General features: G+C 32.4%; 13 protein-coding genes. 12 read left to right on the top strand and 1 reads right to left on the bottom strand.

Annotation, left to right across the window (positions count from 1 at the left end; all coding sequences use genetic code 11):
• Window positions 1-5: 5 nt before the first annotated feature.
• Window positions 6-1,133: an aminotransferase class I/II-fold pyridoxal phosphate-dependent enzyme gene (locus MHM83_RS01100; protein ID WP_239178164.1), complete on the bottom strand. Its 1,128-nt coding sequence runs from the start codon at window positions 1,131-1,133 to the stop codon at window positions 6-8.
• Window positions 1,134-1,413: 280 nt separating this feature from the next.
• Between MHM83_RS01100 and tssD the strand changes: the two genes are divergently transcribed.
• From tssD to MHM83_RS01040, 12 genes are all read left to right on the top strand, one after another.
• Window positions 1,414-1,812 carry a type VI secretion system tube protein TssD gene (tssD, locus tag MHM83_RS01095; protein WP_073182189.1) on the top strand — a complete coding sequence of 133 codons (399 nt, stop codon included), beginning with the start codon at window positions 1,414-1,416 and terminating at the stop codon, window positions 1,810-1,812.
• Window positions 1,813-1,870: 58 nt separating this feature from the next.
• On the top strand, window positions 1,871-2,368 hold the full coding sequence (locus tag MHM83_RS01090) for a hypothetical protein (protein WP_047790808.1): 498 nt from the start codon (window positions 1,871-1,873) through the stop codon (window positions 2,366-2,368).
• Between the two features lie 3 nt (window positions 2,369-2,371).
• Window positions 2,372-2,974, top strand: coding sequence for a hypothetical protein (locus MHM83_RS01085; protein WP_239178163.1), 603 nt, complete (start codon window positions 2,372-2,374; stop codon window positions 2,972-2,974).
• A gap of 12 nt (window positions 2,975-2,986) precedes the next feature.
• A complete protein-coding gene (locus MHM83_RS01080) occupies window positions 2,987-4,747 on the top strand; it encodes a type VI secretion system Vgr family protein (protein ID WP_053056793.1) in 1,761 nt (586 codons plus the stop codon).
• A gap of 11 nt (window positions 4,748-4,758) precedes the next feature.
• On the top strand, window positions 4,759-6,087 hold the full coding sequence (locus MHM83_RS01075) for a hypothetical protein (RefSeq protein ID WP_239178162.1): 1,329 nt from the start codon (window positions 4,759-4,761) through the stop codon (window positions 6,085-6,087).
• A 6-nt stretch (window positions 6,088-6,093) separates the two neighbouring features.
• Window positions 6,094-6,681, top strand: a complete 588-nt coding sequence (locus MHM83_RS01070) for a hypothetical protein (protein WP_047790812.1) — start codon at window positions 6,094-6,096, stop codon at window positions 6,679-6,681.
• 21 nt (window positions 6,682-6,702) lie between these two features.
• Window positions 6,703-10,056 (top strand): RHS repeat-associated core domain-containing protein, encoded by a 3,354-nt coding sequence (locus MHM83_RS01065; RefSeq protein WP_304650996.1) that lies wholly within the window; start codon window positions 6,703-6,705, stop codon window positions 10,054-10,056.
• Window position 10,057: 1 nt separating this feature from the next.
• On the top strand, window positions 10,058-10,678 hold the full coding sequence (locus MHM83_RS01060; protein ID WP_239178161.1) for a hypothetical protein: 621 nt from the start codon (window positions 10,058-10,060) through the stop codon (window positions 10,676-10,678).
• A gap of 315 nt (window positions 10,679-10,993) precedes the next feature.
• On the top strand, window positions 10,994-11,467 hold the full coding sequence (locus MHM83_RS01055; RefSeq protein ID WP_239178160.1) for a hypothetical protein: 474 nt from the start codon (window positions 10,994-10,996) through the stop codon (window positions 11,465-11,467).
• Window positions 11,468-11,469: 2 nt separating this feature from the next.
• Window positions 11,470-11,850: an immunity 22 family protein gene (locus MHM83_RS01050; protein WP_073182183.1), complete on the top strand. Its 381-nt coding sequence runs from the start codon at window positions 11,470-11,472 to the stop codon at window positions 11,848-11,850.
• Between the two features lie 48 nt (window positions 11,851-11,898).
• Complete coding sequence (locus MHM83_RS01045; RefSeq protein ID WP_073182182.1) at window positions 11,899-12,096, top strand: hypothetical protein; 198 nt, start codon at window positions 11,899-11,901, stop codon at window positions 12,094-12,096.
• A 43-nt stretch (window positions 12,097-12,139) separates the two neighbouring features.
• Window positions 12,140-12,334, top strand: a complete 195-nt coding sequence (locus MHM83_RS01040; protein ID WP_073182181.1) for a hypothetical protein — start codon at window positions 12,140-12,142, stop codon at window positions 12,332-12,334.
• Window positions 12,335-12,353 lie beyond the last annotated feature (19 nt).

Here is a 12,353-nt window from a genome sequence, read left to right as displayed (position 1 = left end):
ATTTTTTAAACAAAAGTAGCAAGGTTCTCTAAAACATTTGTAATTTCTTCTTTAGAATTATAAGCGTGTAAACAAAAACGTAATCGTTCTTGGTTTGTAGGAACGGTTGGGGATAGAATAGGCTTTACTTCAAAACCATGTTGTTGTAATTGCAAAGCCATATTTTTTACATGTTCATTGCCAGAGATAATACAGCAATGAATGGCAGAAGTACTTTGAATGAAGTTTAATCGCAACCTATTGGATTCTGAAATAAAATGTTGAATATTTTGTTGAAGTTGTGCTTTAGAATCGCTAATAATTAATTCGTCGTAAGCAATTTTTATTGTAGCTAGGGCATGTGGCGGTAAACCAGTAGTGTAAATAAAACTACGAGAAAAATTAATAAGATACTGTTGTAGTTGCTTGCTTCCCAAAATGGCTGCTCCATGACAGCCTAAACCTTTTCCGAAGGTAATAATTCGGGCAAAAACCACATCTTCTAAATGTAATTTTTGAATGAGCCCAAAATCAAATACCCCCAAAGCATGTGCTTCATCTACAACAAAATGTACATTTCTATATTTTTTGATAATTTGTGACATTGCTGTCAAGTCAGGAGAGTCTCCATCCATAGAAAAAATAGATTCGGTAATCACATAAATTTCTGAATCGTTATTCTGAGTAAACCGAAGTATTTTTTCTTCTAAATCTTTTGTGTCATTATGTTTGAACTTAAAAGATTTAGCATTAGATAATTGAATTCCATCTCTTATAGAAGCATGAATAAGTTCATCAAATAAAATAATATCACCACGTTGAGGTACCGAAGCAAAAAAACCGATGTTAGCATCGTAACCAGAGTTGAAAACTAAAGCAGTTTCAGAATTATGAAGTTTAGCTAGCTGTTTTTCAACTATTGTATATAGTTTGTGATTTCCAGAAAGTAAGCGAGATCCTGTAGCTCCGTTAACCTTATGATTGTTATCAACTAAAAACCGATGTGTTTTATCAAAGATCATCTCTGATTTAGCAAATCCTAAATAATCATTGGAAGAAAAATCGACAAAAGAATTCTCTTTACCGAGGTTTCTTAAAGCGTTATTTATTTTTCGTTGATTGAGTTTTTTATTAAGTTTATTAGGGAGCTGCATAGTGCAAAAATAGAGGAAAATAATATGTCTTTAAAACTAGTTTTTATATTAAAATTACTAAAAAACAATTATTTTTTTAAATGAAACGTTTGGAAGTTAGTTATTTAGTTTTATATTTGTTACGACACAAGGCAATATTTGTTATCTTCTTTCTTCTTATAGAATGGCGCCAAAAAATAAAAAAAGAGAAGGTTTTATATTGTTTAAAGCTTTCTCTTTTTTTATTGAGAAAGCTCTAAAAGTGTTTTAAATTAATTATTCAACCCAAAAAAAAGAAACTATGGGATCATTTAGAGCAAGTTTCGAATTCGCAGGAAAAGAATTCGACGTATTACAAGCTGAGTACAGCTTAAACAGAAACACAGACACAAAAGGTAAGCCATCTTCAAGTGTAAACGGAGGAAGAGTTACTTTAACTATTGAATCTACATCAGATACTTCTGTTATCGAGGCAATGGTGAATAGCCAATTTAAGTCTGTAGATGGAAAAATTGTTTTCAAGAAAACAGAAGAAGATTCAAAAATGAAAGAAGTGGAGTTTAAAAACGCTTATATCGTTTATTTCAAAGAAGATTTAGATGTAAACAACGAAATTCCAATGAAATTAACAGTTACTTTCTCAGCTGAAGAATTATTAATTGGTAACGCTAACTTAGACAATCGTTGGCCAGTAGCTTAATATAAAACAATGCCTAAGTTTTAAACTTAGGTATTGCCTTTTTTAATACCTAAGCTATATGAAAAAGGTAGAGATAGTTGTTACAAATGAAAAAGAAGGATTAGCTAGAATCACTAGTTATCCTTATCGTCCTGATAAAAAAAGATATGAGGTTCCTTTATATAAAGTGTATGTAAAAAATCTTGAAACTCAAAAAACACATGAATTTAAAGCTATTAGGTTTGGTGTAAAACGTACAAAACTTAAAGCAGCGCATGTTGTAGGTCTTCAAGATAATCAAGAATATACACTGCAGTGGAGTTATATAACTACAATGCGAGAAATGGCTTGGAGAGTTTATTCAGGCTTTTTTATACATAGAGGTCCTGCTAACCCTTTAGCGGGTTTTGGTTCAATAGGTTGTGTTGAAATATGTGGAGTTGGAGAATGGGAAAGATTCAATACTTTAATTAAGCAAATTACAAAGTGTAGTAGTGAAGAAGAAGTTAGTTTGAATAAATTGGCAAAAGTTATTTATAAAAAAGCTACTAGACCGATACTAAAACTAATACCTTAATAAATGATTTTTCAAAAATCATATAGTTACATATATATCTTATTGTTTTTCTTGTTTGCATGTAAAAGTACATCATTGTTAGGTCAAAAGAAAGACAACAAGTATTATACAGTGTTTTCTGAATTGAAAGAAGACAATAGCTATCTTAATGAATTGTTTAAGGAGCTAAAAGATGATTTTAATCTTTGTGAGGTTACTGAATCTCAAAAAAAGATTTATAAAAAATATCCTAAAGTTTTTTTAGAAGAATTAGCACGAAGTTTTGAAAACACGTCTTTTTTAAAAGTTAAAAGTTTAAAAACGCTTTCTGTTTTATCGTTAAAAGAAAAACAAGAATACAATGATTTGTGTATAAGTATTGAAGAATGGGATTTTGATAAAATTAGCGATGCACACACAGTTTTTAATAATCTAAAAAAGTACAGAGAAAAAGAAATAAAATTCAATACAATAAATTGGATATGGGTAACTTATGATAATCGTATTTATAGGATTAGTTCAGATAATCATAGTGTTACTAATGAGGAGATGGTTAGAGTAAAAAAAAGTTTAACGTCTTTATTAAAAAAGAAAGGTAATGTTAAAGATTTTGCCTTTTACGAATAAAAAAAATAAATTATGAAAAAATTTGATACTAAAATTAGTATAGACGGGCAGTTTATTGATTATTATGAATCAATAAGCTTGGCGCAACAAATATATAATCATCACTTTTTCTGTGTTGAATTAGATTATCAAGTTATTGAAAAGTTAGGAACACATACAATAGATGCTTCTAAAAAATGGCTAGGAAAAGATATGATGATTGTTTTTGAAGATTATAGCTTTTCAGGAGTAATAACTAATATAGAGTTAGTACATAACAACGGGTTTGAGAGTAGGTTGCATGTATCAGGCTATTCAAAAACCATTTTGTTAGAGGCAGGTAAACACTTGCAGTCTTGGTTAAAAAAAGAGTTATCTACCATAATAAAAGATGTAACAGAGCAAGCTAGTGTTAAAGCTGAGGTAACCCCAGTTTTTAAAGAAGAGATAGAATATGAATGTCAATATAACGAAAGTCATTATACACTAATTAAACGTTTAGCAAAACAATATAATGAATGGTTATATTACGATGGTCAAAAACTATTATTTGGCAAGCCTTCTTCTCAAAAAGCAGCTATAGAGCTTATTTATGGAAAAGATTTACCTTCTTTACATATAGGTATTGAAACAAAACCAAATAATTTTAGTGCATTTTCCTATAACAGTTTATTAGATGAAAAACATTCAGAAAAAGTAAAAGGAAATGTAAAAGGTCTTAACGAATTAGGAGCTCATTCATTTAAAGCGTCTAAAGACGTGTTTAAATTAGCGTCTAATCAACATTTAAATGGTGTTTTTAACGACAAATCTAAAATAGAAAAAGCGATAGAAGCTTTACGATCGTCAAAAATGGCAAATAGTCATGTAATTAAAGGTAAATCAAACAAACAAAGTTTAACTGTAGGATCTATAATTAAAGTTTTAGCAACAGGGTTTAAAGATGGAGAGGGAGCAAAAGAGCAGAAGCCTTATGGAGAGTATATTATAACTGAAATAGAGCATGAAGCCTTTAAAGATGGATATGAAAATAGCTTTACCGCAATAGCTTCTAGTGTAGAAGTTTTACCTACCAATTTTGAAGTTAATTTCCCAATTGCTGAACCACAGCTAGCTACAGTCGTATCCAACAAAGATCCAGAAAATAAAGGAAGAGTTCAAGTAAAATTCCAGTGGCAAGTAGATAATATGAAATCTAGTTGGATACCAGTACTAACTCCCGATGGTGGTAAAAGTGATCAAGTGAATGTTAATAGAGGGTTTGTTTTTGTACCAGAAGAAGGAGATCAAGTAATGATAGGGTTTAGGTATAATACTCCTAATCGTCCATTTGTAATGGGAAGTTTTTTTAATGGAAAAACAGGAGCAGGAGGAAGTGATAACAATAAAATAAAAAGCATTACAACTCGTAGTGGAAGTACCATAACGTTTGATGATGATGAAGGAAAAGGAAAAATAACAGTTAGTGATCCAAGTGGAAGCACGGTTACATTGAATGGAGATGAAACCATTAGCATTAGTGCACCTAAAAGTATAACGTTAAGTTCAGAAGAAATTAAAATAGAAGCTAGTAAATCTGTAACTATAGATGGTAAAGACGAAGTTTCTGTAAACTCTAAGAAAATAGTACAAGAGGGAAGTGATTTAGTAGAAATAAAAACAAAATCGAACCTTAAAATAGAATCTAAAACACAAGAAACTAAGTCGAGTAAATATAGTGTAGAAGGGAAAAGTGTAGATATTCAAGGAATGAATACTAGTGTAAAAGGAAATGTTAAGCTAAGCTTAAACTAAATTAATTAGCTATGCAGGAGAATAATGCTATAACACATAGAATTACACAACTACAAACAAAATGGTATAGAAAAGTAAAAGAAGACACAAAACTGGTAAGATGGCTTATTGAAGAAAATGAGTATAGAATGTTAGAAGCTTTTGTGTTGTTAGAATCGGGAGAACATGGAGTTTTGTCAGAATTCTTTTTCCCGTTTACAATACCTTTTTTCGATAATAAAGAGGAATCTTTTGCTTTAAACCTAAAAAATGCTTGGATTGACACATGGAATAATAAACAGTATAGAGATGAAGTTCCTAAAAAACTTTTACCACAATGGCAAAGTCAGCCTTATGAGAATACAGCTGTAAAGAATAGAGAACAAGAGTTCTTGGAGTGTATGAGTTCTTTTGCACAAGCTATTTCTAATAATGCTAGGTTGGTGCTAGTTTTATTACCTCAAAATTTAAAACAATTAGGAAAACAATGGGGAAATTGGGTGTTGTCTTTAACTGAAAAGCTTCCAGATAATTTACAAATAATGGTTGTAGATTATAAAGATAGTAAAGCTTTTAGGTATATACCAAACGAGGTAAAAGAAGTAAGTATAGAAGCCAATTTAAAGATGTTTCAGGCTATGAAAGAAATAGTAGCTTCTTCTGGAGATGCTCATGAACCAGGAATAGCTATAAATACCTGTCTTTTAAACATATTTGAAGAGCTTCAAAAAGAAAACATACGTGGAGTTGAATTGTGGGGAAATAAAGGTATTGAAGTAGCTAAAGAAGCAGCCAATAAAAGTTTAGAGGCAACGGTGCTTATTACTTATGGTAGTGCATACTTTCAGCTTAAAAAGTACGATAAAGCATTGGTTAAATTTAAAAACGCTTTAACAGTTTGCTATGATGGAATTGCTCAAGACGATACAGTTTGTGAGAGTTTATTAATTCAAGGATACAATTTTACAGCAGCCACTTACCATGTAAAAAGAAATAAAAGTGAAGCTATTGAATACTATTTAAAAACAGCAGAAACAGCTAAAAGCTATCAAGTATATCCAACTTATATAGAATCAATCAGGTTAGCTTCCGAATTATCTGTAAAACAATTTAACAGTAAAGAAGCCTACAAGTTACTTAACAACTGTTTTGAAACGGTAAAAGAATTGGATAAAACAATGTTACGTTACACAACTTTTTTTTTAGTGTGCGAAAAACTGTATGATAAATACCATGTAAACAATGAGAAAGATGCAGTAATAACAGTTGAAAATTTGGCAAAGAGTATTTGGGGAGAACATTGGAAAAAACCTAAGCCAGAAGAAATGATACAACCAGTTAGTATGATAACAAATACCTAAAAGAATATGCAACCAGCATCAAAACATACAAATATAGCAATGGGTATAGATATTCATTTTGTAACTATACCACCATCACCAGCACCAATTCCTATACCACACCCTTTTATAGGAATGATTTTCGACCCAATGGATTATATTCCTGTTATAGGAACCAATGTGTATGTAAACAATCAAAAACGAGCAAATGCAGGTACCATGGCTACTTTAGGAACCATAAAACACTTTCCTTTAGGAGCCGGATTTTATCCTGCTACTATGCCGTTAATAGACCATGAAGGATTGCACTTTTTTGGTAGTAAAACAGTAGAAGTAGATAGCTCTTATTTTAGTGTTGCAAGTTATAATATGATGACTTGTAGTTGTATAGGGATTCCTTTAGGATCGCCAAATATGTACACACCTACCACTACCACAATACCTATTCCAGCAGGACCTCCTGTTATTGTAGGTGGACCTCAAGTACCCGATTTAATGGGAGTTGTTATGAAACTCGCAATGCTAGGAGGCCTAAAGTTTTTAATGAAATTTGGAGGTAAAACCTTTAAAAAACTTGCTAAAAAATTAAAGAAAGGTTGTAATTGCCCATCATAAAACCTAAAAAAGAAAAAAGCTATGTTACACATCCCAACCGGACAGTTAAACATCCAAAATACCGATTTTGAATTGCCAGGAATTATTCCGTTTGAATGGAAACGAAATAACCAATCTTGGGTAACCTATAATAAAAGTGATTTAGGTACTATTTGGACACATAATTTTGACCAATATTTAGAGTTAGTTGTTCACGAACAATATATTAACTGGAAAAAAAACAATGGAAGCATTGTATCCATACCTTATGTAGAAGACGGAGAAGAAAACGTATTTAAAGACGAAAAAATTAGTTATCAACGTAAAGGAAATCAAATTATTCTAGAAAATTACGAAGAAGACTTATGGTATGTGTTTACCAAAGATAATTTTTTAGGAAACAACCATTATAAGCTAACGAATGTTCAAAAATATCAATTTAGTATTGATTTGAATTATACAAACGGAATGTTAACGCTTATTACCGATACCGCCAATCGTGAAATTACCTTTTTACGTAACGAAAATAATCTTATAGTACAGGTGCAAGTGCTGGCAGAAGGAAAAATGCATACGTTGGTGAGCTATGAATACGATGAAGAAAATAGATTAACTTCGGTAACAAATAGTGAAGGCATTACAGAGCAATACGAATACAATAACAACTTTTTAACGAAAAAAATAGATGGTAATGGAAGCGTATTTTATTGGCAATATGAAAATAAAACAGACGAACCAAAATGTATCAAACGAGGATTTACAGATGGTACAAGTGTAGAAAAGTTTACATACGAAAAAGGCATTACTAAAATAACAGATGGAAAAGGAAACACGACTACGTATTATATTAATGACGAAAAAATAGTAGAAGTACAAAACCCCTTAGGGCACAGCGAATATTGGGAGTATGATTTAAACGATAACCTAATTTGTTATACAGATGCTCTTGGGCAAAACACCTATTACGGTTACGATGTATACGGAAACCAAACTCATATTCGGTTACCAAATGGAGCAGAACTCTTATATACTTATGAAAACAATAAACTAACAAGCGTAACCAATGCCATGGGAGCTGTTATGTTGTTAGAATATAACGAAATTGGGCAACTTGTAACACAAATAGGATATACTAACGATATAACACGTTACGAATACGAAAACAATTTACTAACCACGGTTATTAACCCCAATGGTTTACGAACCTATATCTCATATACTAAAAACTATCAATTAAATACCATAACCGATCATAATAAAGTAGTAACCGAGTGGAAATATGATGAGTTAGGTAGAGTACTAACGATAAAAAACAGCGAAAATATAGCAGAAAATTATCGATACGATAGTTTAGGGCGCGTAACAAGCATTGTTACTATGGAAGCCAACCGTATTAACTTAAAATATGATGCCCTAGGTAATTTAATACAACTAAAAGACGCTCAACATAATATAAATTTTAAATACAATTCTGCAGGCAAACTCTTAAGTCGCAAACAAAACAATACAGAAATACTTTTTAAATACGACAGAGCCGATAACTTAAAAGCCATAGTTAACGAAGAAAAAAACGTATATAGCTTTAAGCGCAATGCAGCAGGACACATTGTTAAAGAAATAGGGTTTGATGGAAAAACTCAACGTTATTTAACAAATCCAGTAGGAAATGTAGTTGAAAAAATAGACCCTTTAGGAGTAAGTACCAAAATAACATACGATCGTTTAGGAAAAGTAAGCGAAGTAGTTTACCCAAGCGGAGATAAAGAAACTTATCAATACGATAAAAACGGACTTTTAGTTCAGGCTATAAATAAAAACGCTACTGTTGTTTTTAAACGAGATGAAACAGGAAATATAATAACCGAAACCCAAAACGGTATTGAGGTAAAAAGCACCTATAACGCCATGGGTTATCGTACCCATTTAGAAAGTAGTTTAGGAGCAAACATAGTTATTACTCGTAATAAAGACAACTCAATAGCCAATACATTAGCCAAAACAGAAGAAGCGAGTTGGCAAGCACAATATACCTATGATGCTTTAGGTTTAGAAATAGAACGTAACTTACCAGGAGGAGTAACCAATACTTGGCAAAGAAGACCCGACGGAAAACCTGAAGTACATGCGGTTTCAGTAAATGAAAAACAAACCACACATAGGCGCTATAGTTGGGATATAAACGACAAGCTTACCCGAATTTTTGATAATATAGCAAACAAAGGAGTTGCTTTTAGTTATGACGCTTTTAATAACTTAGCCAAAGCAGGGTATTCAGATGGTAGTTTTGACTATAAACTACCCGATGCAGTAGGTAATTTATACCAAACCGAAGCCCAAAACGAACGAACCTATGGTAAAGCAGGTCAGTTACTATCGTGCCCAGATTTTGAATATAACTATGATGCTAATGGTAATTTAGTAGAAAAAAGAGCTAAAAAAAGTGTTGAGGTTTGGCGTTATACATGGGAAGAAAACGGAATGCTCTCTCAGGTAATACAACCTAATAAAGATGTTATTTCATTTACGTATGATGCTTTAGGCAGGCGTATAAGTAAACAATACAACGACCAAAAAATAACCTATTGGGTGTACGATAAAAATGTGCCTTTACACGAATGGAGTCTGTCGGAAAAGGAAGATTTAGTTACTTGGATTTTTGAAGAAGATAGCTTTGTACCACAAGCAAAAATACAAAACAATGAAACTTATTCTATTATTACCGATCATTTAGGTACACCTATACAAGCATATCATAGTAGTGGTAAAAAAGTATGGGAATGTGAGTTGGATATATACGGAAAAGCTCGTAGTTTTACGGGAGAAAAAACGTTCATTCCTTTTAGATATCAGGGGCAGTATGAAGATGAGGAAACGGGCTTGTATTACAATAGATTTAGATACTATTCACCTGATACAGGAACTTACATTTCCCAAGACCCCATTGGGTTAAAGGGGGGTATGAGTTTATATTCCTATGTTCATGATTCCAATAGTTGGATAGACCCATTTGGATGGGTAGAACAAGGTAGAGATGCTCTAGGGAAATTTTTACCTAAGAATCCTGGTGATTCAGTTCCTGGTAGTGATGCTGTAAGTGATGTTTTAAACCAGTTAGAATCTGACCCTAAAACAAAAGTGTTAGGAGAGGAAATCTCATTCAAAGATTCAGAAACTGGACAAATCAGAAGGTATGATATTGTTACACAAGATGTTGAAACAGGAAAGGTAACAGGAATAGAAGTGAAAAACTCCCAAACTGCTAGTTATGGTAAAAAACAAAAAGCTTTTGATGCTAAAGTAAATAGTGGGAATCACAAGATTAATCCTACGGGAGGAAAGGCAAAAGCAGCAGGGGTAACTAAAATTGATAATGTAAGAGTTATAAGATGTACTTAACATGAGTGAATTATTAAAATCAGTAATAGAGCAAGTAGGTATATTCCTCTTGGATAAAGAATATTCAAAAAAAGGGAAAGATAGTTTTATCAAAAAGGCTAAAGAAAATGGTAGAGAAGAGATAATTACTTTTTCTGAAAGAAAAGGTAGAGGAAACTTTTCTAATTATGTCTATATTGGAGTAACATCGAGTATTTACTATAGAAAAGTTAATGCATTAGATAAAAAGATTATCAAAGATTTTTTAAATTCTTATCCGATTATTTCAGGGTCAATTGGGTATTACAAAGATTCAGATTCGGGTTTTATATCTATTCCTATGAATTCTTTTGAGCAAACAGATGAAGTTTCTGAAATTATCATTGCAAACATTGAACAAGGTGCATTTAATCTCTTTAATACTTACCCTGATTTAAAAAGTATTATTTCTGGTATAGAAAAAAACGATGAATGGCTGAAAGATTATTCGAAGTTTTTGGATTTTAGAAAATCTATAAGGCTAGCGGCTATTTATTGTATAGAAAAAGGCAAAGAATATGCTATCTCATGGTTTAGCAATTCTCAACTTGAAACCGAGGAACAAAAAAAAGAAGTACTTAGTAGTATGGAAAGAGAGTGGTAGCCCCTGCTAGCGCGAGCGTCTCGCTCGTGCCGTCAAAGAGTAAGCATGGTATAAAAAACAAAACAACCTTAAAACCAAAGATATGCCAATCAAAGACAGAGATTACAACAAAGCCAAGACGCTGTTAGAAGCAGCGGGTAGTAAAAGTGCCGAGAAATAGCATCCTAAACACACAGGCAGTAAAGGCTCTCCCGATAGTCATGGTAGGAGTTTGTACAGTGGCACAATAAGATTTTGGCGGGCAACCCACCGCAGCACAATTAGAAGCTTTATGTAAATCAAGACCCCATTGGACTATTAGGGAACAATCCTAATATGTATGCTTATGTTGGTGATTCTAACTCTTGGGTTGATGTTTTTGGATTAGCTCCTTGGGAGAGAGGAGGGTTTAAAAAGTGGTGGGATACAGCATCAGAAAGTGATGTGAAAGATAATTTGAAATCTGTTAAAAATGCAATGAGAGCAATGCATGGTGGTGGAAATCATGAAATGTTTCCTGTTTCTCAGGCGGTGAAAGCAAAAAAACTAGGATTTTCTTATGATGAGTTGTCAGAAAGGACAATCAAAACTTCAGATGTGTTCTTTGAAAATGTACCTGATGGGAAAGGAAGTTTGCTCTCAGGGCCTCATGTTTCATCAGGAGTTAATAATTCTCCAGCTTCTGCTCGTTTTCATAAGGAATTAATAACCAAGTTGAAGGCAGCAACAAGTAAGCAAGAGGCAAAGAATATTATATCTGAAATGCATGGTAAATATGTGAAGAAATTAAAAAAAATAAACTGTAAATAACTATGGATGAATTACATGTGTGGGTTGGTAGTTTTGAGGGCTCACTAGAAACATTTGAGAAATTTTTTGACTTAACAGATTTTTATAACAATTATGAGTCAGGAAATAATTTTGAGCGTTGTGAATTTTGTAAATACATAGATGATGACTCCTATGATAATGATTTTATTGGTTTTGAAATAGGGGATATTGGAATTAAAGAGTTGTTATTTAATACGTTGCCAGATTCTGATTTAGCAGAAAAAGTTTTGAGAAAATGTGAAGAAGAAAATATTTTAAAACCTAATGCTATTTTGTATTATGGAGATGAAGATTTAAGTGTTAATGATTTAGATGATAGTTTTAAAGGGTTGAAATATTTAGGGGTGTTTGATTGGGATTGATTTAATTACAGTATACTTTAACCTGACCAATATCAAGACCCCATTGGATTGGCTGGTGGTGATAACTTCTATGCATATGTTCACGATAGCAATAGTTATGTTGATGTTTTAGGTTTAGCTAGTCAAAGGTGGATGAGTAAGACAAAAAGTGATGGAACACCTTATAGAAAACCAGGTCCTAAAGCTAAAGGAACGGGAGACCACAATGCTAAAATAGATGAGATTATAGCTAGAGAAAAAAGCTAAACCAGGTATTGAACGCATTGGAGGTGGCTCAAAAACAGAAGTTATGATTGACACTACGGGAGGTTTAAAAGATATTAGACGTATGGATGCTTCTTTTAAAAGGGCAGATGGTAGTGTATATCACATAAACGTAGGAAGGAGTCTTGCAGATGGTAAAACTGGTACAATAAGAGAAAGAGAAGTTTTAAAGGACGTTTTGGATGTAGGTGAAGATGTTAGTTTTGAAGCTTATGGTTAAGATTCTGATTATCGTTCAA

The sequence above is a fragment of the Tenacibaculum sp. Mcav3-52 genome (genome assembly GCF_022347665.1).
Classification (GTDB): Bacteria; Bacteroidota; Bacteroidia; order Flavobacteriales; family Flavobacteriaceae; genus Polaribacter; species Polaribacter mesophilus.
Note: the sequence above shows the minus strand (reverse complement) of the source record. Positions and strands in the feature narration are given on the sequence as shown.

What these genes read in the sequence shown, in the direction of transcription:
- MHM83_RS01100 (WP_239178164.1), bottom strand. Translation starts at nt 1,133, where the DNA reads ATGCAGCTCCCTAATAAACTTAATAAAAAACTCAATCAACGAAAAATA.
- tssD (WP_073182189.1), top strand. Translation starts at nt 1,414, where the DNA reads ATGGGATCATTTAGAGCAAGTTTCGAATTCGCAGGAAAAGAATTCGAC.
- MHM83_RS01090 (WP_047790808.1), top strand. Translation starts at nt 1,871, where the DNA reads ATGAAAAAGGTAGAGATAGTTGTTACAAATGAAAAAGAAGGATTAGCT.
- MHM83_RS01085 (WP_239178163.1), top strand. Translation starts at nt 2,372, where the DNA reads ATGATTTTTCAAAAATCATATAGTTACATATATATCTTATTGTTTTTC.
- MHM83_RS01080 (WP_053056793.1), top strand. Translation starts at nt 2,987, where the DNA reads ATGAAAAAATTTGATACTAAAATTAGTATAGACGGGCAGTTTATTGAT.
- MHM83_RS01075 (WP_239178162.1), top strand. Translation starts at nt 4,759, where the DNA reads ATGCAGGAGAATAATGCTATAACACATAGAATTACACAACTACAAACA.
- MHM83_RS01070 (WP_047790812.1), top strand. Translation starts at nt 6,094, where the DNA reads ATGCAACCAGCATCAAAACATACAAATATAGCAATGGGTATAGATATT.
- MHM83_RS01065 (WP_304650996.1), top strand. Translation starts at nt 6,703, where the DNA reads ATGTTACACATCCCAACCGGACAGTTAAACATCCAAAATACCGATTTT.
- MHM83_RS01060 (WP_239178161.1), top strand. Translation starts at nt 10,058, where the DNA reads ATGAGTGAATTATTAAAATCAGTAATAGAGCAAGTAGGTATATTCCTC.
- MHM83_RS01055 (WP_239178160.1), top strand. Translation starts at nt 10,994, where the DNA reads ATGTATGCTTATGTTGGTGATTCTAACTCTTGGGTTGATGTTTTTGGA.
- MHM83_RS01050 (WP_073182183.1), top strand. Translation starts at nt 11,470, where the DNA reads ATGGATGAATTACATGTGTGGGTTGGTAGTTTTGAGGGCTCACTAGAA.
- MHM83_RS01040 (WP_073182181.1), top strand. Translation starts at nt 12,140, where the DNA reads ATGATTGACACTACGGGAGGTTTAAAAGATATTAGACGTATGGATGCT.